Source organism: Pseudodesulfovibrio sp. lm2024 (genome assembly GCF_051175575.1).
In the GTDB taxonomy this organism is placed as follows: Bacteria; Desulfobacterota; Desulfovibrionia; order Desulfovibrionales; family Desulfovibrionaceae; genus Pseudodesulfovibrio; species Pseudodesulfovibrio caledoniensis.
In genome coordinates, this window is record NZ_CP195092.1 from 2,137,587 (window position 1) to 2,157,535 (window position 19,949).

At 60.8% G+C, this 19,949-nt stretch carries 32 protein-coding genes; 14 read left to right on the forward strand and 18 right to left on the reverse strand.

The annotated features are described in order from the left end of the window. Position 1: 1 nt before the first annotated feature. The 13 genes from ACR42D_RS10005 to ACR42D_RS10065 all read right to left on the reverse strand — a co-directional run bounded on the left by ACR42D_RS10005 (position 2) and on the right by ACR42D_RS10065 (position 8,122). Positions 2-1,117, reverse strand: a complete 1,116-nt coding sequence (locus tag ACR42D_RS10005; RefSeq protein WP_484566666.1) for a hypothetical protein — start codon at positions 1,115-1,117, stop codon at positions 2-4. A gap of 1 nt (position 1,118) precedes the next feature. After that, positions 1,119-1,421 carry a hypothetical protein gene (locus ACR42D_RS10010; RefSeq protein ID WP_484566667.1) on the reverse strand — a complete coding sequence of 101 codons (303 nt, stop codon included), beginning with the start codon at positions 1,419-1,421 and terminating at the stop codon, positions 1,119-1,121. Further along, positions 1,402-1,782: a hypothetical protein gene (locus tag ACR42D_RS10015; protein WP_484566668.1), complete on the reverse strand. Its 381-nt coding sequence runs from the start codon at positions 1,780-1,782 to the stop codon at positions 1,402-1,404. Before ACR42D_RS10015 ends, ACR42D_RS10010 begins: the two co-directional genes overlap by 20 nt. Further along, positions 1,779-3,038: a PBSX family phage terminase large subunit gene (locus ACR42D_RS10020; RefSeq protein ID WP_484566669.1), complete on the reverse strand. Its 1,260-nt coding sequence runs from the start codon at positions 3,036-3,038 to the stop codon at positions 1,779-1,781. Before ACR42D_RS10020 ends, ACR42D_RS10015 begins: the two co-directional genes overlap by 4 nt. Continuing rightward, positions 3,001-3,531 carry a hypothetical protein gene (locus ACR42D_RS10025; RefSeq protein WP_484566670.1) on the reverse strand — a complete coding sequence of 177 codons (531 nt, stop codon included), beginning with the start codon at positions 3,529-3,531 and terminating at the stop codon, positions 3,001-3,003. Before ACR42D_RS10025 ends, ACR42D_RS10020 begins: the two co-directional genes overlap by 38 nt. Next, entirely contained in the window at positions 3,528-3,743 is a 216-nt protein-coding gene (locus ACR42D_RS10030; protein ID WP_484566671.1) for a hypothetical protein, read from the reverse strand. Before ACR42D_RS10030 ends, ACR42D_RS10025 begins: the two co-directional genes overlap by 4 nt. Then, positions 3,740-4,210 (reverse strand): hypothetical protein, encoded by a 471-nt coding sequence (locus ACR42D_RS10035; RefSeq protein WP_484566672.1) that lies wholly within the window; start codon positions 4,208-4,210, stop codon positions 3,740-3,742. The genes ACR42D_RS10030 and ACR42D_RS10035 overlap by 4 nt, the downstream gene beginning before the upstream one ends. A gap of 510 nt (positions 4,211-4,720) precedes the next feature. Beyond that, positions 4,721-5,383 (reverse strand): tyrosine-type recombinase/integrase, encoded by a 663-nt coding sequence (locus ACR42D_RS10040; RefSeq protein WP_484566673.1) that lies wholly within the window; start codon positions 5,381-5,383, stop codon positions 4,721-4,723. 174 nt (positions 5,384-5,557) lie between these two features. Further along, positions 5,558-5,974 carry a DUF5675 family protein gene (locus tag ACR42D_RS10045; RefSeq protein ID WP_484566674.1) on the reverse strand — a complete coding sequence of 139 codons (417 nt, stop codon included), beginning with the start codon at positions 5,972-5,974 and terminating at the stop codon, positions 5,558-5,560. A gap of 76 nt (positions 5,975-6,050) precedes the next feature. After that, positions 6,051-6,443, reverse strand: coding sequence for a hypothetical protein (locus ACR42D_RS10050; RefSeq protein ID WP_484566675.1), 393 nt, complete (start codon positions 6,441-6,443; stop codon positions 6,051-6,053). 4 nt (positions 6,444-6,447) lie between these two features. Continuing rightward, complete coding sequence (locus ACR42D_RS10055) at positions 6,448-7,233, reverse strand: hypothetical protein (RefSeq protein ID WP_484566676.1); 786 nt, start codon at positions 7,231-7,233, stop codon at positions 6,448-6,450. A 1-nt stretch (position 7,234) separates the two neighbouring features. After that, entirely contained in the window at positions 7,235-7,861 is a 627-nt protein-coding gene (locus ACR42D_RS10060; protein WP_484566677.1) for a hypothetical protein, read from the reverse strand. A gap of 42 nt (positions 7,862-7,903) precedes the next feature. Continuing rightward, the gene (locus tag ACR42D_RS10065) at positions 7,904-8,122 is read right to left on the reverse strand and encodes a hypothetical protein (protein WP_484566678.1); all 219 of its coding nucleotides are present in this window, start codon (positions 8,120-8,122) and stop codon (positions 7,904-7,906) included. A gap of 77 nt (positions 8,123-8,199) precedes the next feature. Between ACR42D_RS10065 and ACR42D_RS10070 the strand changes: the two genes are divergently transcribed. Beyond that, positions 8,200-8,481, forward strand: coding sequence for a hypothetical protein (locus ACR42D_RS10070; RefSeq protein ID WP_484566679.1), 282 nt, complete (start codon positions 8,200-8,202; stop codon positions 8,479-8,481). Between the two features lie 11 nt (positions 8,482-8,492). Then, a complete protein-coding gene (locus ACR42D_RS10075; protein ID WP_484566680.1) occupies positions 8,493-9,326 on the forward strand; it encodes a hypothetical protein in 834 nt (277 codons plus the stop codon). Positions 9,327-9,463: 137 nt separating this feature from the next. Here ACR42D_RS10075 and ACR42D_RS10080 read toward each other — a convergent pair whose 3' ends face one another. Next, complete coding sequence (locus ACR42D_RS10080) at positions 9,464-9,658, reverse strand: hypothetical protein (RefSeq protein WP_484566681.1); 195 nt, start codon at positions 9,656-9,658, stop codon at positions 9,464-9,466. A gap of 292 nt (positions 9,659-9,950) precedes the next feature. Here ACR42D_RS10080 and ACR42D_RS10085 point away from each other — a divergent pair, with 292 nt between their 5' ends. Next, positions 9,951-10,214, forward strand: a complete 264-nt coding sequence (locus ACR42D_RS10085; protein WP_484566682.1) for a hypothetical protein — start codon at positions 9,951-9,953, stop codon at positions 10,212-10,214. Between the two features lie 10 nt (positions 10,215-10,224). On the opposite strand, the gene ACR42D_RS10090 is transcribed toward ACR42D_RS10085, so the two are convergent. Genes ACR42D_RS10090 through ACR42D_RS10100 form a run of 3 tightly spaced genes read right to left on the reverse strand, consistent with a single transcriptional unit; the run spans position 10,225 to position 11,173 of the window. Further along, positions 10,225-10,731 carry a hypothetical protein gene (locus ACR42D_RS10090; RefSeq protein ID WP_484566683.1) on the reverse strand — a complete coding sequence of 169 codons (507 nt, stop codon included), beginning with the start codon at positions 10,729-10,731 and terminating at the stop codon, positions 10,225-10,227. Continuing rightward, positions 10,728-10,985 carry a hypothetical protein gene (locus ACR42D_RS10095; RefSeq protein ID WP_484566684.1) on the reverse strand — a complete coding sequence of 86 codons (258 nt, stop codon included), beginning with the start codon at positions 10,983-10,985 and terminating at the stop codon, positions 10,728-10,730. The genes ACR42D_RS10090 and ACR42D_RS10095 overlap by 4 nt, the downstream gene beginning before the upstream one ends. A gap of 56 nt (positions 10,986-11,041) precedes the next feature. Further along, positions 11,042-11,173 (reverse strand): hypothetical protein, encoded by a 132-nt coding sequence (locus tag ACR42D_RS10100; protein WP_484566685.1) that lies wholly within the window; start codon positions 11,171-11,173, stop codon positions 11,042-11,044. Positions 11,174-11,524: 351 nt separating this feature from the next. On the opposite strand from ACR42D_RS10100, the gene ACR42D_RS10105 reads away from it, so the two are divergent. Next, positions 11,525-11,977, forward strand: a complete 453-nt coding sequence (locus ACR42D_RS10105; protein ID WP_484566686.1) for a hypothetical protein — start codon at positions 11,525-11,527, stop codon at positions 11,975-11,977. Between the two features lie 20 nt (positions 11,978-11,997). Then, complete coding sequence (locus ACR42D_RS10110; protein ID WP_484566687.1) at positions 11,998-12,453, forward strand: hypothetical protein; 456 nt, start codon at positions 11,998-12,000, stop codon at positions 12,451-12,453. 48 nt (positions 12,454-12,501) lie between these two features. Here ACR42D_RS10110 and ACR42D_RS10115 read toward each other — a convergent pair whose 3' ends face one another. Next, complete coding sequence (locus tag ACR42D_RS10115; protein ID WP_484566688.1) at positions 12,502-12,729, reverse strand: hypothetical protein; 228 nt, start codon at positions 12,727-12,729, stop codon at positions 12,502-12,504. 112 nt (positions 12,730-12,841) lie between these two features. Here ACR42D_RS10115 and ACR42D_RS10120 point away from each other — a divergent pair, with 112 nt between their 5' ends. From ACR42D_RS10120 to ACR42D_RS10160, 9 genes are all read left to right on the forward strand, one after another. Continuing rightward, positions 12,842-13,198, forward strand: a complete 357-nt coding sequence (locus ACR42D_RS10120; protein WP_484566689.1) for a hypothetical protein — start codon at positions 12,842-12,844, stop codon at positions 13,196-13,198. Positions 13,199-13,221: 23 nt separating this feature from the next. Next, positions 13,222-13,596, forward strand: a complete 375-nt coding sequence (locus ACR42D_RS10125; RefSeq protein WP_484566690.1) for a dATP/dGTP diphosphohydrolase domain-containing protein — start codon at positions 13,222-13,224, stop codon at positions 13,594-13,596. Between the two features lie 56 nt (positions 13,597-13,652). Further along, the gene (locus tag ACR42D_RS10130; protein ID WP_484566691.1) at positions 13,653-13,838 is read left to right on the forward strand and encodes a hypothetical protein; all 186 of its coding nucleotides are present in this window, start codon (positions 13,653-13,655) and stop codon (positions 13,836-13,838) included. 78 nt (positions 13,839-13,916) lie between these two features. Further along, on the forward strand, positions 13,917-14,141 hold the full coding sequence (locus ACR42D_RS10135; protein ID WP_484566692.1) for a helix-turn-helix domain-containing protein: 225 nt from the start codon (positions 13,917-13,919) through the stop codon (positions 14,139-14,141). Positions 14,142-14,158: 17 nt separating this feature from the next. Beyond that, on the forward strand, positions 14,159-15,232 hold the full coding sequence (locus ACR42D_RS10140; RefSeq protein ID WP_484566693.1) for a site-specific integrase: 1,074 nt from the start codon (positions 14,159-14,161) through the stop codon (positions 15,230-15,232). Between the two features lie 328 nt (positions 15,233-15,560). Then, the gene (locus ACR42D_RS10145; protein WP_484566694.1) at positions 15,561-16,331 is read left to right on the forward strand and encodes a substrate-binding periplasmic protein; all 771 of its coding nucleotides are present in this window, start codon (positions 15,561-15,563) and stop codon (positions 16,329-16,331) included. 429 nt (positions 16,332-16,760) lie between these two features. Continuing rightward, positions 16,761-17,828, forward strand: coding sequence for a DctP family TRAP transporter solute-binding subunit (locus tag ACR42D_RS10150; protein ID WP_484566695.1), 1,068 nt, complete (start codon positions 16,761-16,763; stop codon positions 17,826-17,828). A 103-nt stretch (positions 17,829-17,931) separates the two neighbouring features. Continuing rightward, positions 17,932-18,411: a TRAP transporter small permease gene (locus ACR42D_RS10155; protein ID WP_484566696.1), complete on the forward strand. Its 480-nt coding sequence runs from the start codon at positions 17,932-17,934 to the stop codon at positions 18,409-18,411. A gap of 4 nt (positions 18,412-18,415) precedes the next feature. Next, a complete protein-coding gene (locus ACR42D_RS10160; RefSeq protein ID WP_484566697.1) occupies positions 18,416-19,705 on the forward strand; it encodes a TRAP transporter large permease in 1,290 nt (429 codons plus the stop codon). Positions 19,706-19,949 lie beyond the last annotated feature (244 nt).

Consider the following 19,949-nt stretch of genomic DNA (forward strand, 5'->3'; position numbering starts at 1 on the left):
GTCATGCTCCGTATAGTTTGCGGAAAATCCTGTCCGGCCCGTCGGTCAGCCCCATGGGGCCGGTCAACAACAGCGACTGCCGCGTCCGCCGCGCCACCGGCTTGGCCGTCCGGGCCGAGGGCGCGGGCCGGGCCTTCTTGCCCGGCTGGGCCTTGCCCACCCCGAACAGGGCCGAACGCTGCTTCGTGTCGCTCCCCAGCATCCCGGACACCGGATTGCCGTCCACCCGCCCGGCCACCGCCGCCTGCCCCCGGGAGTTCACGGACGGCTTATCTTTCCCGTACAGGCTGTCGGTGATCTCGGTATTCGTCTTGAGATTGTCCAGATCGTTTAGAAATCCGACACCCCCCAACGCCGTAGGCCCGGTAAGCGCCATGGAGAGTAGGGAGGCAACAGGGGCTGCGATATCGAGGGCTGTTCCGAGTTTGTCTTTTACGGCATAACCATTCTCATCGACCTCGGTATTACCTGTAGAAAGGCTTTTCGCCCGATTACTCCACTTCCCCTTTTCCACATCCTTCTCCGCCTCCTTCATGGAGTAGGTCCGGTTCTTCCCGGTGACCGCATCGAGCAGGCTCCCCTTGATGCCCCTGTTCGTGTGGAACTCCAGCGTGTTCCAACTCAGGGACTTGGACCCCTTCGGCTGCTGAAACGTTCCCAGGTGCGGATCGACCCGCTGCGCCTCCAGCATGTTTCTCCCGGTTTCCATAACCTTCCCGTATTTGAGCCCGGTGTTGAACGCATGGGTATACTGCGCCGCGTTCACGGCCTTATCCTTGTCGATGTCCTCCTGCATTGCGGCAAACGAGGCCACAGGCGAGATCTTCCCGGCCCACATTCCCGGAGCAACCGTGGGGGCCTTGTTCTCAGGCGCCGTTACAGGCTTGTTCTGCACGTTGGCCTCGGGCGCGCCCATGGTCCCCTTCCCGCCTTTTCCACCGGAGCCTCCAGCGTAGTTGGAAATATTGCTGCCCGCGCTGATGGCGCCCCGGTTGGCGTCGCGCCCCTGGCTCGCGACACTCCCCTTGCCGTGCCCGAAGCTGTACCCGCCGAAATCACTGGATGCGGAATTCTTTCCGCCCGACTTGTTGCCGCCGATGCCGCCGCCTCCACACATGCTAGTTCCCTCCGAACAATGTTTTCAGCGAGACCGACGCCGGGGACCCGAGCCCGGTCGCGCCGGTCAACCCGGTGGCCCGCTGCCTGGTCTTGGCCGCCATGGCCCGCTGCCGCTTCTCGGCCGCTGCCGCGTCCGCCGCCGTGTCGTCCACGGCACGGGGCGCGCTCGACACCTTGGGTTCCTTCCGCATCAGCCCGGACGCCGCCGTGGCCACGCTCCCGGCCGCGGACAGCCCGCCCAAAATCTTATCGAAAAAGCCCATGTCATCGGGCAGGAAACTGCTACCACCGCCGCCGCACATGGCAATCCTCCAGAGATTGATATCCAAAACACACGACCTCGAACCCCATCAGCCCGACCATCTTCGGAAAATTCACGTCCGCCGGGTCACTGCTGGCCACCTTGGCCACCACGGCCCCGCGCTCCCGGCAGTATCGCCGCAGGGCGGGCACGTCCCTGCGCCGCAGCTCGCGCAGCGCGGGCACGGAAAAGCCCGTGATCCGCCAGTACAGCCACGCCTCCCGGTTGCCGTCCCGAAAGGCCACGCCGCCCACGGCGTACACGGCCCCGTCCGGCCCGACCATCTCGAACCAGCGGTACGCCTCGTCGCAGTACTCGTGCCCGGCCAACTGTTCCGGCTGTTCTTCCACCCACCTGATCATGCATACCGCTCCGGCAGTTTGACGTTGGACGGCGGGCGGAACCCCACCGCAGAGTAGCGGAACGAGTCCGCGCCGTTGGACGACCAGTCGTGCAGCGGCTTGTTCTTGAAGCAGCTGTTGATCTCGTCCCACTCCCGCTGGTAGGCCCACAGCGCCTTGAGCCCGCGCTCGCAGTGCTCGGAGTCGAACCAGCTTGCGTGGATGGCGTTGCGGGCCGCCTCGATGCCGTCCGCCACCGGGATGTTCGGGCAGATGTCGAACCGGATGCCCAGCTTGAGGGCCGTGTCCCAGCGGCTCGAACCGCTGCCGCCCCACTCGCGCACCTTGATGTCGTGCGGCCCGATGTGCTGGCCGTAGTTGTACCCCTTCTGCTGGAGCACCTGCGCGTAGTGCGGCAGCCCCTCGCCGCTCGACTCGTAATAGTCGATGTACCGCCGCTCCCCGGCGGGCCCGGCGCGGTGGTACTGGAAAAACCAGATGGCCGTGGAGTCGTGCACCCCGAGGTCCCAGGAGGTATGGACCAACAGGGCCGGATCGTACGGCACCCGCGTGACCCGACCGGCCGCCTTGGCCTTGTCGAGCAGCTTGCCGTAGTACGAGCCCTTGGACATCAGCACGGGCTCGCCGAGCCAGACGTGGCGGTACTCGTCCTCGTCCTTGGCCCGGCACGCCTCCATCTCCTCGCGCAGCACGTCCGGGAACCACGGGTTGTCGCAGTAGTTCACCTGGACCACCAGCGAGCGGAACGGCGGGTCGTTGGCGATGAACTCCTGGTAGATCACGCCCATGATGGACTCGGGGTTGAACGACAGCCAGATTTCCGACCCGTCCTTGCGAAGGGTCGGCTTGAGGATGCGCCACGACCGTTCGGACACGGCCTCGGCCTCCTCGATCCAGCAGATGTCCACGCCCTCGAAGGACTTGATCTGCTCCGGGTTCAAGCGCAGGCCGGAAAAGATGAACAGGCTGCCGTTCACGCCGCGTATCTCGCTCTCGGTGGACACGAACAGGTGGCGCATGCCCATGCGCCCTATCTCGTCGTCCAGCAGCCGCTTGACCGAATCCTTGATGGACTTCTGGATCTCGCGGGCGCACAGGACGCGCAGCGGCTTCTCGGCCGCCTTGAAAATCAGGGCGCGGGCAAAGCTGCGGGACTTGGCCCCGCCGCGCCCGCCATGAAACACCTTGTAGCGATAGGGGCGGAACAGCCCCTGGAACTTACTCGGTATCTGCAATTTCACCTGTCTCGGTTCCATCTTCCGCATCCACGAATTCAACTTTGTACACAGACTGCACCGGGCCGCCGTCCGCCCCGGTCAGTTCGATATTCTTCACATTCGGCCACCGCTCCGGCGCCCTGCTCTGCAAGTAGGTGGTGATCGCCTTCACGTTGGGCGGCACCTGCTTGGTCCGCTCCTCGGTCAGGACCATTTCCCAACCGACAATTTTGCCGTCGTCATCGACCACCGGGTCCCGCTCGTACTTCTTCTCCCGGTAGCGGAACCCTTTGATCAGCTTGACCAGGCACCGCTCCGCCTCCTTCACCGTGTACAGGTCCTGCCCTTCCTGGATGGCCCGCTCGAACTCCGGGTGGGCCTTCATCCAGTCGGTCACGGTCCCCTTGCCGACCCCGAAAATCTTGGCCAGCTTGGCCTGGCTGAACCCGCCCCAGCGGATCATCTCCCGGGCCTGCTCGCAGAATGCGGCCCTGTACTTCGTCGGCCTGCCGCCTTTATCCCTGCCGCTCATCGCTTCGCGTAGTAGACGACGGCGGCGACCACCCCCAGGACCAGCACGTTGACCAGCACACGGATGGTGGTTTTCTTCGCCGTGTCGAAACTTTCACAGAGATCATTGATGAATTCGTGGTGCCGGACGTGGGTCGGGCCGTCGATGATGTTCGCGGCCCGCAGCTCCTCGCGCACGGCCTCGCGCACGGCATCCTTGATTTCCTCGTTCATTTCACCGCCTTGGCCCGGCCGAACGCGGGCACCGTCCACTCGGCGCTGCGCCCGATGAAATAATAGCCGTAGACGAAGTTCGCCATGTCCACGAGGGACTTGAACTTCGTCGAATCAACGCCGGGCACGTACAGCCCGAAGACGATGGCGCAGGTCAGCACCAGCAGGCACAGGGGGCGGACGTTCTTGGACAGCCGCGAATCGGACTTCATGTCCGCCTCGTGGCGCCGGGTCAGTTGCTCCTGAATCCCCTGCTCAAAGCTGGCCCACGCGGCCTGGAACTTGAGTTGATAGTCCTGCTCGGCCTTGAGCCGCTCCAGGGCCGTGGCCGGGTCGGCCTCGCCGGTGATGGACTGGGCGATGGACACCGCCTTGTCCGCCACGTCGCCCGCCTTGTCGCCGCCTATCCAGCGCACGATGGACGGCACGACCGTGGCCAGCCCGGTGATGATGCTGATGGGGTCCAATCCCTACCCCCGAAATCCTTCGGACCGGCCCCTGACGGCCCTCTTGCCCGGCAATGCTCCCATGACGCCCTCCTTGCTGTTTCCCCCGGTTCCGGCCCGGCCGCCGACAACGGCGACCGAACCGGCAGGGAATGGGGTAGACACATGCGGCCCAAGCATAACCCCGCAAAAAGGCCCAAAACAGAATCCGACAGTTTTGGGCCTCATATAGACAGTTTTCGGGCAACATTAGCTATTGACAGGTTTTTCAACCTCCGCTCGTTCCCGCGTTTGAGGGGGAAACAAGATGTTTATTCTTGGTCCTTGTTTCCCTCCATTCCGGGGGAAGATGTTTGTCAGCCTGGAGAATACACCACAAAGCGAGATCGTCAGGCCGGGCATGCCATGGGCCTTTGCCGTCGATCTTGAAGGCCGGGAGCCCGTCCTCCCTGACGAGAGCAGGTATATCCGCACGAGTTTTTCCTATTGCGGAGGCAATCTTGGACCCGCCGCAGATCAAGTAAGAGAGACTCATGCCGCGCACCCTCCGGGCAGCTTGCCGAACTGCCCCGTGTTCGCGGCCTTGGCCGCCAGTTGCGGGCGGATCCTGAAGCTCAGGTACCGCTGGCAGGCGTCCACGGACTTCCACCCCCCGGCCCTGGCCGTCTCCAGCAGCGCGTCGGCGTGGATGCCGTCCCGCGCGGCGGCCTCCAGGATGGCCTCGAACGTGTTGTTGGCGAATGTCTTACGCATGGAGTGGGTCCCGATCTTGCCGTCCATGCCCAGGTGCCGGGCCGTGGCCCGCAGTATCTGCCACGCCCGCTCCCGGCTGATGGCCTTGTTCCGGCCCTGTCTGGACCGAAACAGCATGGTCCCGGGATGGTAGTACCCGGCGCTGCGCAGGGCCATGACCTGCGCCCTGATGGCCAGCCGGTCGTCGTCGCCCATGACCACCTGCCGCGTGTCCCCGGTCTTGGGCTGGACCACGATCAGCCAGCCCGGCACCTTGCCCCCGCGCCACACGTCCCGGACCCGCAGCCCGAGCATCTCGGAGATGCGGAACCCGCAGCTCACGCCGAGCACGAACAGACATATCTCCCGGAAGTTCTCCGCCCTGGAAAACGTCTCGGTGATCGAGCGCACCTCCGCGCCGCTCAACGGGCGGCAACCCTGCATCGGGTTGGTTGACAACATCCTGCTACCTCGTTGTTTTTTCCGTTTGCACGACCGTTCGGAAACCCCTGCCGCCGACTCCATGGCCACCGGCCCGGATTTTCAGCCTTTGCGCCAGGCCGCCGATCCAGACCGTGCGGACGCTCAGTGCCAGTTGACTACGCCTTGAGTTTCATTATTGGTCAGAATGTGAAACTAGGCCGCCCGGACCAGCCGCGCAGCTTCCACGATCCCCAGCCGGAACTCGGTCAGCCCGGAGCACGCCGCCAGGAACCGGCCAAACGTCGCGCCCGAGTTGAGCACCGCCCGGTTCCCGTGCAGCTTGCCCTCGCGCTCGCCGAGCAGGATGCACCCGGCCGTGTCCTCGATCACGTTCCCGGCGTGGAACAGGATGTGGTCCCGGCCCGGCACGTCCAGGACCTCGAAGGTCCGCCCGAAACGGGGCGAGTCCACGATGGAGCACAGGTATTCCCCGGCCGGGATGCGGCTCACGTTCCGGGCGTTGCCCCGGTCCATGGGCTCCAGGGTCGAGGCGAACGGCCGCCCGTCCACCAGCAGGACCCCGAAAGTCCCGTCCCGGTCCTCGTCGTATCGAATCAGCGTCGCTTGCATCAGCGCCCTCCATTGTGCTTCGGCGGCCACCAGGTCGTGGAACGGCGCGCCGAGTTGAAAAAGTTTCAACGGGTGTCTAGTTCCGGCAGCCACGGCAGTTCTCCACGGCCGCCTTGAGCGCCCGCAATCCCGAGTAGCCCAGCTCCACCTGCCTGCGGATTTCACGCCCCAGAGGCCCCTCGCCCTCGTACCGCCTGGGCGCGAACGACTCCTGGTCCTCGCCCTGCCGCTGCTTCCAGGTCGCGTGGATGCCCTTGATCGCCTTGGCCCAGTTCCTGGGCGGCTTGTCCATGTCCCGGAACTGCTCCAGCACGTAATCCCAGGCCTCCACCGGCAGGTACTGGCACTGCCTCCACACGTCGTCCTTGAAGTCCTTGCCCGGCACGTCCTTGACGAACGCCCGCCACATGGCCGGCCACACCTCGGAAAACTTGTCCCAGCGCTTCTTGATCTCGGCCGCTTCGTTCATGGGGTCACCTCAGTTCGGGCGGCAGGTCGTCTTCCCGGCCGCGTTGCTTGATTTCGTCCTCCCACCCCGCGCCGTTCAGCCACGTGGCCGGATGCGGGATGAAGTCCTTGCCGTCGCTCCCCCGCCAGTGGTCCGCGGCTATCTGGGCCCGCAGCGCTTCGATGATCACCGCCGCGTTCACGCCCTTGATCCGCTTCCACGCGGCCCAGGCCCGTTTCTTGTGCCGCTTGACCGGGTAGACCTCCCAAAATTTCTCAAAGGCCCCGGTGTATCCGCCGCCCCCCTCGGGGGGCTTTGGGGGGGTCTCTTTTTCCTGCTCCTGTTCCTGCTCCTGTTCCTGCTCCTGATAAGGCATACTCTTGCGGAAGACCTCGGGTAAGGCTTTCCGGAAGGCTTCGGGCATGGTTGCCGCATACTCTTTAACATGTTGGAGCAATTGGAAAAACATCTCGCATTCCGGGAGCAGTTCCAGGGCCTTTTCCCACGCCTTGACCACGTTCGGGGACTCGGGCGGGTTGTGCTTCAGGAAGTTCGGCAACCACAAAAAACTGTGCTCCTCGGTGTGCTTGACCATGCCCCTGGAACAAGCCTCCTGAAAGGCTTCCCGAAAGGCTTTCGGAGTCCATCCGAGTTCGCAGCACAACCCCGCCGGATTGGCGCGCATGGCGCCCAGCGCGGTCATGTGCGGATGCGTCAGCAGAAAGAAGAAAACCAGCTTGCCGTTGTCGCTGAGTTCGTGGAACTTCTTGTCGTTCCAGATGAATGGGGAGACTTTACGGTATTTCGCCACGTCACTTCCCCGTCAGCTTCCGCCACAATCCCCTGAAGATCGCCCGCCAGTAGCCGCCGCCCTTGGCCGCCTCGGCCGCCCGCGCGTCGGTCGCGTCCGGGCGCGCGGGCTCGGGCGGGCCAAAGCGCACCCCTTCCCCGGCCGCCCGGCTCTCGGCGTACTCCCGGGCATAGATCAGCTGAAAGTCCAGGCAGAGCTGATAGAGGTATTCCACGTGCGCGGCCACCAGCTCGGGCGGCTTGTTCTCCACCCCGGCCTGGATCGCGTCCGACACGGCCCGCATGAGCCGCTGCGAGGCCAAGCTGGCCGACCACGGCCCCGGCTCCCGCGCATCCCGCGCCACCCGCACCCCCAGCCCCTGCTGGGAAAGCCGCACCGTGATGATCCGCGCCGCGTCCAGGGCCAGCTCCCGCCCGGCCGCGCCCTCACGCATCAGCTTGTCGCACACGTTGAGCACGTGCTGTAGCGGCCCGTTCTGCGCCTCGGCCGTCTCCGGCCTCCGGGCCCACCGGTACGCCTGGTTCCGGGTCTTTTTCCCGCACACCTCGCCCACCAGGTTGGCCCCCAGCAGGTCGTTCGCTCCCCTCTGCCACTCGTGCGGCCAGGCCGCCACAGTGATTCCATGCATGTGTGTCCCCTCACGGTCTCGAAGATTTAGAGTTAGGATGGGTCAGGCCGCGTTGCCCCGGCTCTCGTCGGAAACCAGCAGCAACGCCAGCCTGTGCGTGGGCCCGGGGAACTCCCCCCGCTTCAATGCCTCCCGCCGGGCACGGCGGTAGCCGCTGGAATGCTTGTATCCCAACATGCATCCGGCGTTGGTGTGGTTTCCGTATTTCGCCTTCAATCGATCGATGATTTGAGCAACGGGCATATTGTCTTTCATACGCATACAATAGATCAATCCGATCTACTGGGTCAAGACAGATATGATAATTAATAAATAGATCCAAAAGAGCTATTTACTGAATGATGAAAATAGACTTGTCACAAGCGTTTGAACGCGCCCTGGTGGACCTCGTTTGCCAATTGGCGGAAGATCAAGGGCTGAACTACGCCCAGTTCGCCAAAAAGGCTTATGGCGACACCTATGACGAACAAAGCGCCGTGGTGAAGTGGCGCCGGCAACGGAGAGAGGACAACCCGCAATCCGTGTCCATCGCCAACGCCTACCTGCTGGCCCAGGGCCTGGGCATGGAGTTGCCCGACCTCATCTTCAGAACCCAGGCAAAACTCAGAATGACAGAATAAGGACCCCCGTCATGCGCACCCCGCTCACCTACCGCCCCCTCATCCCCCTGCTCTTCGCCTTCTTATTCCTCCCGGCCTGCGCGTCCAAAACCCCGCAGGCCGGCGCGCTCAAGACTCCACAGACGCAACAGGAGTGGACCGACGCCACCAACGCGCTCATAATCAAATGCGTGTGTGACAACGACGATGACGCCTGCAAAGACTTCAGGCGGCTGAGAGCCCAATATGAAGAAGCCCACCCATGCCCCTACACCGCCGTACCGAAAGCGTGGATGGAAGAGTTTGAGCGACACCTGCCGAGCACCCCCAACGAGGATTTCCCGGAAGCGGACCAGTGGATTGCGGAAGCTCAAAGAAACAATTACGGAGATTGCCGTACACGGAGTAGCACGGCCACGTACATCCGACTCGTAAAAGCGACCGCCTTGTACCTGAGAAAAGACTATCAAGAGTCTGCGCAGGAGTTCAAAAGAGCCCTGTCCGAACACGGCCCAGACAACAACGTACCTGACGGCCCGCCCATCAGCTTCCTTGCCTTTTACCCTTCCGCACTGATTAAAGGCGGCGACACGGAACAGGCAAAGGAAGTCCTGCAAACCCCTCTGTACACCCCAGTCAAGGCCATGCTCAAAGGCCGTCAGACATCGCTCCTTTCTTTCACAGGAATTGCAGGCTCAATTCTTAAAATTCCCGAACTGGAAAATTACAGCCTACCGGTACTGGCGCTTGCTGCAATCATCAAAGACACACCCGGCATCCGCTCCAACCCAAACGGAATCCCCTTTATTGACGCCCTACAAACCATCGCCCCGTACACCCCGGTGCCCGACTTGGGCTTGGAGTAAAGAAAGCATCCCCCCAAAACGCCCGCCCAACCAGCGGGCTTTTTTATCCCTTTCCCCCAAACGATAACGCAGACCGCCGCCCCTGAGACACCGCCGGCATGAAACTTCCTGGTCCGGCGGCCTGCATATCCGTTGTATCAGCGGTCGTTTCGATCAAATTGCTGTTCCACCCCGGAATCGGCAATGTCGTCCAGCGCCACCGCAGCGCTCCAGAGTTCCCGCTTCGCCAACGCCGCCGCGGCTCCCGCCTTGTCGTCATCAGTCCCGCTCACAATCAGGTCCAGTACCAGTACCAGTTCGAATAGAGTATCCACAACAGCTTGAATTTCCATTTCCGTCTCCAATCGTTGAATAAGCCGACAGGCCGTCAAAAAGAATGGAAGCCGTCAGCTTTATTCAATCTTTTTGCCAGAATACAATTTTGATTCGATTTTGGAACAGCACGTAGATCATTTTGATCTATTTTTTTCTTGAAAACAAGATCAGATTGATCTAGCATTCTCTTCAACAGGTCGAGGAAACCACCCGCGCGGCAAGACGCCCGCAAACGGTTCCACCCATCCGGCCCCGGCTGGAGCGCACGCGCAGCGGCGTCACGAAGAAAAGGGAAGAGGAGGAAAGAACATGCTGAAGAGAAGACTGGCAAAAGCCCTGGAAAGAATGCCCCGGCTGTTCGAGCGCTGGACGGAATACCGGGTCGGCGTCAAGGGTCGCGGGATAATGTGGCGACAGCGGATGCACTGCCTGGAGGACTTCAAGACCTCGGACCGGGGATTTGAACTCGCCGCGCAAACGCTCTCAGTCCCCATGGAAGAACTGAAATTCATAATGATCCCGCTCTTCCCAAGGTTCACCCCGTGGGAAAACCTGAAAAAACGCTGGGCCTGAGAAGGCTAACCTAGTTCTTTGACATATCGGAGTTCTCGTCGAACTCCCTAAATATGCGATAGGGAACCTCGTGTCCTACTTTAACGCAAAAAGCCATCCACTTTTTGTACTCGCTGTAATCAATCGAGTAATCATACGGGGGGAAATTAATCATAATCGGTGAAAGGCCGGAATGTGTCGTCTGTTCGCTTTGCTCGTCCTCTTCCTCCCATTCGCCCTGCTCATCAAAGCAGTGCAATCCCTCTTCGTCCTCCCAGTAAACGAATCTGTCTTCCAACTGGACGGGAACATCCAGCTCAAGGGGATTGAGAGACACGGGCGCGGCATGGAAAGGATTGGGGCTGCTGCGGTCGGGCGGCCTAGAATGAGGGAAAGGTTTGTCGGAACCAGGAAAGGAACGGTTGCTTTGTCTGTTTGTACTTCTTTTCTTTTTTTTCGGAAGAAAAGGGAGTCCAAGAAAAACCCAGCAAAGAGCGATAATGCATAAAAAGCCGAATAGTCCGGCTTCCCCTTTCATTTCACCGTCCCGTCCTCATTGTAGAACTGCAGATACATCTCATTGTACGCCTTGATCAGTTCTTCATCACCCGGATTGGCGTCAATGGCATGGCGGCAATAGTCGAGAATTAAGTTCACGTCGTCCATGCTCGGTTCTTCATTATCAATGAAAATTTGCTTTGAACCTAAACATGTATTCCGCAGCTGCTGCCGACTCGCACACCCCGCCATCATCAACGCCAGCACCAATACCAACACGAATTTCCACATCATGCGCCTCGGAAATCAAATGGTTGAAACAGTTTCACTCGCTCTTTGACATAGGGAAGTTACTTGGGTGTCCCGTCCTCATTGTAGAACCGCAGATACATCTCATTGTACGCCTTGATCAGCTCTTCATCACCCGGATTCGCGGCAATGGCATGGCGGCAGTAGTTGAGGATGTCGTTCACGTCGTCCATTTTTGGATTCGGTATATCTACATAGAGGTCCTTCAAGATTATACAGTTTTCCTTGAGCTCCTGCCGACTCGCACACCCGGCCAACATCAAAACAGCTATCAAGATCAAAATGAATTTCCACATCGTAATCCTCCTGGTTACAGAGGGACTTACCAGAGGACCGATGGACAATCAACATTCTCGCAACACCTCGCGGGAGAACCGGACCGGCCGGGACCGGGCCAACGCGCCCGGCCCCGGCAAAAGGGGTGAACATGGCAAAGGCGATACTCTACGCGGCGACCCTGGCCGCCTGGTTGGCAACCGTTTTGTACGGGCTCGCGTACCTGCGGGTCCTGGGGGGGGTGATCCATGCCCACATGCAAGTTCAAGCCGTGCGCCGTGCTCCCCAAGTTCAAGGGGAATGCGGGCACGCCCAAGATATCCATATACCCCGCCGAACTCTGGGAAGACGACGGCGGCAGGCCCGGCCTGTACCGCGTCATGCAGGGCGAGGCGTGGCGCACCCGCGAGGGCGAGCCGGTCAGCTTCTTCACCATCGAAGGCATTTCCCGGATCATCCTCCTCCACCTCAGCCAGGGGCTGGGCGCCGGGCTTCACACCCCCGGCGTCCCGCCCGAAACCCCGCAGGGCACGGCCGTGCGCTTCTGGCCCCACGGCCAGACCCAGCCGACCGACACATACACGCGCACGGCCCCGTTCGTTGACGCCCACGGAGAATGGCGCGTCTGGATATTCTTTCGCGACAACGCGGTGCTCCTGGCCGACCTGGAACGCCGCCCGGACCCGAGAGCGGCGGCCTGACGCCGGGAGGAACACACCCAATGACCAGAAGACAACGCAGCCAATATCTCACGCTCCACGCGGTCCGCGAACTCGTCCAGGGCATGGCCGAACAGACCGGCCTCGAGCCCAAAACCCGCGCCTCCCTGGCCCGCATCCGGGCCAAGGCCACGGCGATGCTCCGCGCCTGCGGCGAGATCACCGAGGCCGACGCCCGGTACTTCCGCGAGTGCGTGGACAAGCTCCTGGCCGCATGGAGCGGCGACGGCAACACCCGGCACACCCCGGCGGCCTTTGTGGCCATCGGCCTGACCCTGGTCGCGGACCAGGTCGCGGCCATCCCGACCAAGGCGGCCAAGGTGCGCGCCGACTTCCAGTCCCTGGAAGGCATGCTCGCCACCCTCTACAGCCACTTCGACCCGGACCTCAAAGACCTGGCCGCCAGCAAGGAAGGGGAATCCATAGCCAACGACTACCAAGCCCTGGTGGCCGCGTAAAACAGAGCGCAGGAACGGCCCGGGAGTGAGATCTTTTCAGCTTGAAGATCAAAGAGCTTTAATCAACACACTTAGCTCATCCGTAGACAAGTTACGCACCTGCTCAGGAGTCCAGTGATGCTTTTCAGCAAAGAGATAATACAAGGCTTCGAGGCCATCAGTGAAGTCGACACCACGATCTTTGGCTATCGCAATCGCGTGCTCATAAATAGCGAACCTGAGTTTTGCGTCTCCAACTAGATAATCGAGCGTAGCTTTTTGCAGTTCAGCAGACATTTGGTCCTCCTTCCGGTTGGACGTTTACGTTGGTTGAACACGTGAACAGATACCAGAGGGAGGGCCGCCAAGGGAAGCGACTCATCGCAGGAAAAGGACAAACGGAGGAATTATGCTTTTCGACGAAAAACAACTTGGGCCCAGCCGGGTTATCGCATTCAAGGACAGACCGAAGTTTGACGAGATTTGCGACCAGATTGCCAAGTTGATGCCGGGCGCAACCGTGTCCAGGCTCACGATGCAGCGCTTCACGTCCTCGCCGTCAATCGATGAACCTCTCGCCCCCCTGGAAACATACTCGACGAATAAGAACACCTACGTCGTCAAGGTGGATGGCGTTGAGGTATTCCGCGCGCCGAGCCAAAAGGGGCTTTTGCGCTTGGTCCTCAAACAGGCGGAGAAATGGATCAAGGAAACGGATTTTATCACGCTCGACGAGGAGCGCGAAGCAATCGACCTAGCGATCTAGGTCTTAACATCAGGTGACAGGAAATGAAGAAAGACGGCAACCAAGAAGTGTTCGACAGCCTCGAAGGGGCCAAATTCGACACCGGCAAGCTACGCATGGATCTCATCCCGCCCGAGGCTATCGAGGGGCTGGCCGAAGTCCTGACCATGGGAGCCGAGAAGTACGCCGCCAGGAATTGGGAGAAGGGGTTCGATTGGGGCCGCAGCGTAGCCGCGCTGAAAAGACACCTCACCGCATGGGAAAGGCGGGAGGACTTGGACCCCGAATCCGGCCTGAACCACATGAAGCACGTGCTGTGCAACGCCGTTTTCCTGGTCACGTTTATTGAACGCGAAGTTGGACGGGACACGCGGACATGGGGGCGAATGGAAGTTCCTGATCAGCACGACGAGAACTAGCCGAGATGCAGCAGGAACCTCCGCCGAGCAAGAATACCCAAAAAAGAGACAACCCGATGGACAAGACAATAACCGAACTCGAAGCCAGGAAGAAGCACCACAGCGAACAGGCGAGGTTGTGCGATGAAACCATCCGCAAGCTGCAAGCCCTCTGCGATCACCCGTCATGGGAAGACGACGGGCACGACTCCCACTACAGCTATAAACGCTGCTCGAGATGCGGCAAACGAGCGCAGCGGTAAAATTTCCCCTTCCCTGTACCGGCGTCCCGCCCGGCGCCACGGAAGTTCTCCGGGCGGGACGCAACGAGGACGAAAAAAATGCAACGGCAATGGCTCACCCCGGCCCAAGCGGCCACCCAATACAGCGTACACCCCAAGTCCCTGGCCCGATGGGCGGACGACGGGGTGGTCGAGGTGCGCAAAACGCCGGGTGGCCATCGCCGTTATTCCGTTGAATCGCTGGAAACAGCCCTCGGCATCGAGCAGGTCCAGGCCCATGTGGACCGGGCCGCCATCCGAGCGGCCTTGCGTGGTGCGCAATGATTGGCTATTCAGAGAGCATGAAGTTATCCAGGCGACCCGACACCGGGGCCTACGTCATATGGATAAATGGCAAGCGCCACAGCCTGAAAAAATTCTGTGGCCGGACCATCACGGACGGCGGAGAGGCCAAACGCATTTTCACGGCCGTTCGCCAGGAATGGCTGGCCGGGAAGCTGGCCTACATCAAAGGTGAAACGCACGTCACCATCGGGCAGTTCAAGGAGGAATATCTGGCCTGGGCCCGGGAGGTGCAGAACAGGCACACCTATGCGGGCAACCGCAAGGCCCTGGACAAGCTTGTGGAGTACGGTGGAAAGACTGCCCGCCTGGACCGCATAGGGAAAAAGGTCATCGACGACATGACCCGGGATCTCCTGTCCAAGGGTCGGAAGCCGTCCACGATCAACTGCTATATCCGCCACGCCAAGACGGTGATGAACAAGGCCGTGGAATGGGAATACCTGCGCGCCAACCCGCTCAAGGGCGTGAAGCAGATCGGCGGCGGCGACACCGAGCCCGGCTTCCTCGACGCGGCCCAGGCCGCCGACTACATCCGTAAGATCAAGGATATTGAAGTCCGCCGCATGGCCGTGGCCTACATCCATTCAGGGCTGCGCCGGACGGAATTGCTTGCTTTGGAGTATCCACGGGACATCGACTTCGACCGATCCCTGATCCGCGTCGAGCGCAAGAAAAAACGCCGCCTCGTGGTAGAATGGGTCCCCATGCACCCCATGTTCAAGGCCGTACTGAACTCCATGGACCTGGAAGAGGGAAAGCGCATCTTCCGCCGCTGGGCGCACCCGGATACCATCACCCACAAGATCAAGGACAGCCTCAAGGCGGCAGGATACGGCCACCTCCACCTCCACTCCCTGCGCCACACAACCGGCGCCCTCCTGGCCATGGGCGGCTACGGAGCCAAAACGATAGCCGACCTCCTCGGCCACGCCCAAACCCACACCGCCGACATCTACACCCACGTCACCAAAGAGCACGTTGCAACCGCTCTCCAGGCCGTCAACCTCGGCCCCATAGACCTCGGCAAACCGTCCGATATCCGTCCAGACACCCCGGAAACAAAGGAATAGCAACACCCATCAAATTTCTGTTAATCACTAGGTTCGCGGTTCAAGTCCGTGCTGGGGAGCCAAAGAGAACAAGGCCCTTACGAGAAATCGTAAGGGCTTTTTCTTTTATTGCGCCCTGCCCCGTCCTCCGAGCCCCAGTGTCGGGCGTCGGACGGCGGCCATTCCACTGGACGCAAGGACAAAAAGTATTCTTTTTCCACCGTTAAGACGCTTCACTTTGCGCAAATGGTCGCGTAATAGATGATCCGGTAAACGCGAACCGGAAGCCGGACGGTATGGCCGCCGCACGGGACGCGTACCGGTCTCGACCATAGGATAACAACGGCAAATGGCATTGTTCCGGCGCGTTGCGCCTATCCTTCTGCTCCTCTTCATCTTCTCTCCGATCCCGAGCACGGCGGAAGACGGCGTACTGCGCGTGGCGCTGGACCCTTTTCCTCCGTGGAAATACCTAAACAGCATCGGCGAGCCGTGCGGCATGGACGTGAATCTGATCGACCTGATCGCCGAGCGCATGGGGTTGGAGGTCGAGTATTCCATGTATCCCTTCAGCCGCGCCCTCTACCTGCTGGAGTACGGCGACGCCGACATGATGTCCGGGGTGCTGCGGCGCAAGGAGCGCGAGGCCTACCTCCACTACCTGGAGCCGCCGTACAAGGACCACAGCGACAAGGCCTTTTACATGCTCCGCGGGCGCGAACGCCTGCTGCGGGCCTACGAGGACCTGCACTCACTGAGGGTCGGTACGCAGATCGGCACGAAGTATTTTCCGGAGTTCGACCACGACCCGAAGATCGATAAGACCGCGGCCCGCTCGTTCGAGCTCAATCTGCGCATGCTCCTGGCCAACCGCGTGGATGTCGTGGTCAACACAGAGGTCGCGGGCGACTACGAAATCCGCCAGCTCGGCCTGCAGGGCGCGCTGGTCAAGGCGCCCTATCTCTATAGGAAGAAACAGGAAGTCTACATGGTCCTGTCCAAAAAATCCCCCCTGGCAGCCCGACTCGACGAGTTCAACTCGGTCCTGGCCGATCTCATTCGCGAAGGGGCCTTCCGGGACATCGTGGACCGGTACACCCACAAGGCGCAGAAGCACTAGTGGGCTCCCCTTCCCTTTTGCGCCCCAACCGGGCGGAATGCCCCGGAGAACCGACGCCCAAGGGTGGACTTTTGCATTGACCTGTGCTGATATCCTGCAACTTTTACGGCGCGCGGCCCCGAGCCGCGTGAATCCGCATCCAGAGGATGAGACCGGGGCTTTGGGGGGCCAGGCGTTCCGGAATCTCTTCGAGGTATTTTCAAGGGAGAGCCCTGCCGACGGGATAACGCATATCCTTCCGGCATTCTCCGCAGCAATGCGACGTTGATCGACATCGCCTTAGGTCCTTGCGGCAAGCCGGGATCGGACACGATGCGGGAATCCCTTGTTCACATATAGCTTTTGTTGGAACGCGCCCGTTCCCGGCCGTCAGAATCGCGCCGACGCATGCGCCTCCGGCATTCATTTTTTGCTGTGGAGAGTTTGGTAATGTTCAATTTCAAACTGACTAAACAGTCGGTCGTGTTCGCGGCCGTGTTCGTTCTCATGGCGGCCATCACCGCCAACGCCGGATTCAAGAAAGAATACAAGATGCAGGTGACGGTCGGCCCGAAGCTCTACTGGGGCATGGGCGCCACCAAATTCGCCGAGTTGGTCAAGGAGAAGACCAACGGCCAGATCAACGTCAAACCCTACTTCGGTTCCGCCCTGCTCAAGGGCGCTCAGCTGAAGAGCTCGCAGATGGTCGCCAAAGGCGTCATCGACTGCGCCATCGATTCGACCATCAACATCAGCCCGGTCATTCCCGAGGCCAATATTTTCCATCTTCCGTTCTTTCTGAACGACTTCGAAACTCTGGACAAGGTGAAGTTCGGCCAGGCCGGCGAGGCCGTGTTCACGGCCATGCGCGCCAAGCGCATCGAACCGCTCGGCTGGGCCGAGAACGGCTTCCGCCAGCTGACCAACTCCAAGGTCGCGGTCAAGACCCCGGCCGACATGAAGGGATTGCGCATCCGTGTGGTCGGCAACCCTCTGTTCATCGACACCTTCCGCGCGCTGGGCGCGGACCCCGTGAACATGAACTGGGGCGATGCTGTCGCCGGTTTCCAGCAGGGCGTTGTGGACGGCCAGGAAAACCCGGTCGGCGTCCTCATCCCCATCCAGATTTACCAGTACCACAAGTACGCGACCATGTGGAACTACCTGGTCGACCCCCTGATCATCTACTGGAACCAGAAGGAATGGAACGCATTCCCCAAGGATATCCAGGAAGCCATCCTCGAGGCCGCCAAGGAAGCGGGCCGGTTCGAAACCGCCCTGAGCCGCGCGGGCCTGGACGGCGAGAAGTCCCACAACATTCTGAAGAACGAATTCAACTACACCATGGAAGTTCCGGACCCCATTGCCTTCATGGAGAGCAAGGGTATGGAAATCCACATGCTTACCGACGAAGAACGGGAAGCCTTCGCCCAGGCCACGCGACCTGTCTACGACAAGTGGATTCAGGAGATCGGGCCCGAGGTCTACGAGAAGGCCAAGGCCGACATCGCCCGATAACCCGCCCCTTCGTGACGAACGTGTCCTGCCCCGGAAAGCCGCTTTCCGGGGCAGGTTCTATCATTGGATTCCGCCTGCGGGATCCGAATCGTGGAGTAAGTGTGTGAAAAAGTTATTATTCGGATTTCCTCTCGGTCACTGGCTGGTGGCCATCTGCATGGCCGCCATGGTCGTGATCGCCTTCCTCAACATCCTGAGCCGGTACATCTTCCACTTTTCGCTGGCCGCGACCGAGGAAATCACCATCAATCTTTTCGTCTGGATGACCGTCATCGGCATCGGCATCGCCTTTGAGCGCGGCGGCCACATGGGCATGGTCACCTTCTTCAACATGTTCCCCCGCGCCCTGCAGAAGACGTGGATCGTCATCTATTCCGTGCTGGCGGTCGGCCTCTTCGTGGTCCTGGACTATTATATGATTCAGGCCATCTACGACGAGATCACCCTGTTCCAGGCCCGCTCCGCCGCCCTGGATATCCCGGTGTGGATCTACTACCTGGGGCTGCCGGTCCTGTCCGTCTTCATCTTCAAGGGCATCTACACGGACGCCATGACCAAACTGGCTGAACGGAAGGAGGATTAGCGCCATGGAATTTTTGCTCATCCTCGCCCTGTTCCTGATCCTGATGTTCATCGGTGCGCCCATCGGCACGTCCCTGGGCGTGTCGGCCGTGGCCACCATCATGTACTTCGACCTCGGCGCGGAGATGCTCGGGGTCAACTTCGCCTCGGGCATCGCCTCGTTCCCGCTGCTGGCCATCCCCTTCTTCGTCCTGGCCGGTGTCATCCTCCAGCGGGCGGGCATCGCCGCGCACATCGCCAGCTTCTTCGAGCTGCTCGTGGGGCGCGCCACCGGCGGCCTGTCCATCGTGGCCGTGCTGACCTGCATGTTCTGGGGAGCCATGTCCGGCTCCGGGCCCGCGACCACCGCCGCCGTGGGCATGATCCTGCTCACCCCCATGCTCAACAACGGCTACGGAAAGGCCTTTTCCGGGGCGACCATCGCCAACGCCTCGGACCTGTCCATCATCATCCCGCCGTCCATCGCGTTCATCATCTACGGCAACATCACCTCGGTGTCGGTGTCCGCCTTGTTCGTGGCCGGAATCATCCCCGGCCTGCTGACCGGCGTGGCCACCATGCTCGTGGCCTGGTACATCTCCTACCGGCGCGGCTATCGCGGCCTGGTCTGCCGGGGCTGCATGGCCGACCTTCTCAAGGCCCTGCGCCAGTCGTTCTGGGCGCTCATGGCCCCGGTGGTCATCCTGGGCGGCATCTACACCGGCATCTTCACGCCCACCGAGGCGGCCGTGGTGGCTGTGTTTTATAGCCTGTTCGTGGCCGTGGTCATCTACCGCTCCATCGGCTGGCGCGACCTGATCGAAATCCTGGTGGAGTCGGCGGTGACCAGCTCCGTAATCATGTTCATCGTGGCCTTTGCGGGCATCTTCACCTGGGCTGCCTCGGTCACCGGCGTCATCGACACCCTGGCGGATTTCATCATCCAGATCTCGCCCAACGCCGTGGTCATGATCGTCCTGGTCAACGTCCTGCTGTTCGCCCTGGGCATGATCCTCGACGCCATCTCCATCTCGTACCTGCTCATGCCGATCCTCATCCCGGTCCTGTCGGCCTTCCACGTGGACCCGGTCTTCTACGGGGTCATCTTCATCTCGGCCCTGGCCATCGGACAGGCCACGCCGCCCGTGGGCGTCAACCTGTTCACCGCGGCCAACCTGGTCGGCTGCGAAGTGGACGAGATCGCCAAGGAGGCCATCCCCTACGTGATCATGGACTTCGTGGTCCTGATCGTCATCTCTCTGATCCCGGCGCTGTCGCTGTTCCTGCCCGAGTGGGCCGGACTCTACACGCCATAACGCCCGGACCGAAACGGAACGCCCCCGCTTCCCGGAAACAAAAAAGAGCCCTTGCGATTCTTCGCAGGGGCTCTTTCATATTGTGCCGTATGGCTAAAACAACCTGCACGGCATTACGGCCAATCAAAGAAATAACACACTTCAACTTTCTCTACGAGTCGTAGTGGTAGCAAAATGCTATTTCATCCATAACAGCCAAATAAATGAATCTATACATGTCAAAACTGTCATGATACCCCTTGCA

Bases quoted from the DNA above. Each gene is read 5' to 3' on its own strand.
- ACR42D_RS10085 (WP_484566682.1), top strand. From the start codon at position 9,951: ATGCTGAAGAGAAGACTGGCAAAAGCCCTGGAAAGAATGCCCCGGCTG.
- ACR42D_RS10145 (WP_484566694.1), top strand. From the start codon at position 15,561: ATGGCATTGTTCCGGCGCGTTGCGCCTATCCTTCTGCTCCTCTTCATC.
- ACR42D_RS10010 (WP_484566667.1), bottom strand. From the start codon at position 1,421: ATGTGCGGCGGCGGTGGTAGCAGTTTCCTGCCCGATGACATGGGCTTT.
- ACR42D_RS10005 (WP_484566666.1), bottom strand. From the start codon at position 1,117: ATGTGTGGAGGCGGCGGCATCGGCGGCAACAAGTCGGGCGGAAAGAAT.
- ACR42D_RS10040 (WP_484566673.1), bottom strand. From the start codon at position 5,383: ATGTTGTCAACCAACCCGATGCAGGGTTGCCGCCCGTTGAGCGGCGCG.
- ACR42D_RS10075 (WP_484566680.1), top strand. From the start codon at position 8,493: ATGCGCACCCCGCTCACCTACCGCCCCCTCATCCCCCTGCTCTTCGCC.
- ACR42D_RS10090 (WP_484566683.1), bottom strand. From the start codon at position 10,731: ATGAAAGGGGAAGCCGGACTATTCGGCTTTTTATGCATTATCGCTCTT.
- ACR42D_RS10115 (WP_484566688.1), bottom strand. From the start codon at position 12,729: ATGTCTGCTGAACTGCAAAAAGCTACGCTCGATTATCTAGTTGGAGAC.
- ACR42D_RS10065 (WP_484566678.1), bottom strand. From the start codon at position 8,122: ATGCGTATGAAAGACAATATGCCCGTTGCTCAAATCATCGATCGATTG.
- ACR42D_RS10020 (WP_484566669.1), bottom strand. From the start codon at position 3,038: ATGGAACCGAGACAGGTGAAATTGCAGATACCGAGTAAGTTCCAGGGG.
- ACR42D_RS10025 (WP_484566670.1), bottom strand. From the start codon at position 3,531: ATGAGCGGCAGGGATAAAGGCGGCAGGCCGACGAAGTACAGGGCCGCA.
- ACR42D_RS10095 (WP_484566684.1), bottom strand. From the start codon at position 10,985: ATGATGTGGAAATTCGTGTTGGTATTGGTGCTGGCGTTGATGATGGCG.
- ACR42D_RS10135 (WP_484566692.1), top strand. From the start codon at position 13,917: ATGCAACGGCAATGGCTCACCCCGGCCCAAGCGGCCACCCAATACAGC.
- ACR42D_RS10140 (WP_484566693.1), top strand. From the start codon at position 14,159: ATGAAGTTATCCAGGCGACCCGACACCGGGGCCTACGTCATATGGATA.
- ACR42D_RS10030 (WP_484566671.1), bottom strand. From the start codon at position 3,743: ATGAACGAGGAAATCAAGGATGCCGTGCGCGAGGCCGTGCGCGAGGAG.
- ACR42D_RS10110 (WP_484566687.1), top strand. From the start codon at position 11,998: ATGACCAGAAGACAACGCAGCCAATATCTCACGCTCCACGCGGTCCGC.
- ACR42D_RS10105 (WP_484566686.1), top strand. From the start codon at position 11,525: ATGCCCACATGCAAGTTCAAGCCGTGCGCCGTGCTCCCCAAGTTCAAG.
- ACR42D_RS10045 (WP_484566674.1), bottom strand. From the start codon at position 5,974: ATGCAAGCGACGCTGATTCGATACGACGAGGACCGGGACGGGACTTTC.
- ACR42D_RS10060 (WP_484566677.1), bottom strand. From the start codon at position 7,861: ATGCATGGAATCACTGTGGCGGCCTGGCCGCACGAGTGGCAGAGGGGA.
- ACR42D_RS10160 (WP_484566697.1), top strand. From the start codon at position 18,416: ATGGAATTTTTGCTCATCCTCGCCCTGTTCCTGATCCTGATGTTCATC.
- ACR42D_RS10125 (WP_484566690.1), top strand. From the start codon at position 13,222: ATGAAGAAAGACGGCAACCAAGAAGTGTTCGACAGCCTCGAAGGGGCC.
- ACR42D_RS10150 (WP_484566695.1), top strand. From the start codon at position 16,761: ATGTTCAATTTCAAACTGACTAAACAGTCGGTCGTGTTCGCGGCCGTG.
- ACR42D_RS10100 (WP_484566685.1), bottom strand. From the start codon at position 11,173: ATGGACGACGTGAACGACATCCTCAACTACTGCCGCCATGCCATTGCC.
- ACR42D_RS10015 (WP_484566668.1), bottom strand. From the start codon at position 1,782: ATGATCAGGTGGGTGGAAGAACAGCCGGAACAGTTGGCCGGGCACGAG.
- ACR42D_RS10070 (WP_484566679.1), top strand. From the start codon at position 8,200: ATGATGAAAATAGACTTGTCACAAGCGTTTGAACGCGCCCTGGTGGAC.
- ACR42D_RS10050 (WP_484566675.1), bottom strand. From the start codon at position 6,443: ATGAACGAAGCGGCCGAGATCAAGAAGCGCTGGGACAAGTTTTCCGAG.
- ACR42D_RS10130 (WP_484566691.1), top strand. From the start codon at position 13,653: ATGGACAAGACAATAACCGAACTCGAAGCCAGGAAGAAGCACCACAGC.
- ACR42D_RS10120 (WP_484566689.1), top strand. From the start codon at position 12,842: ATGCTTTTCGACGAAAAACAACTTGGGCCCAGCCGGGTTATCGCATTC.
- ACR42D_RS10080 (WP_484566681.1), bottom strand. From the start codon at position 9,658: ATGGAAATTCAAGCTGTTGTGGATACTCTATTCGAACTGGTACTGGTA.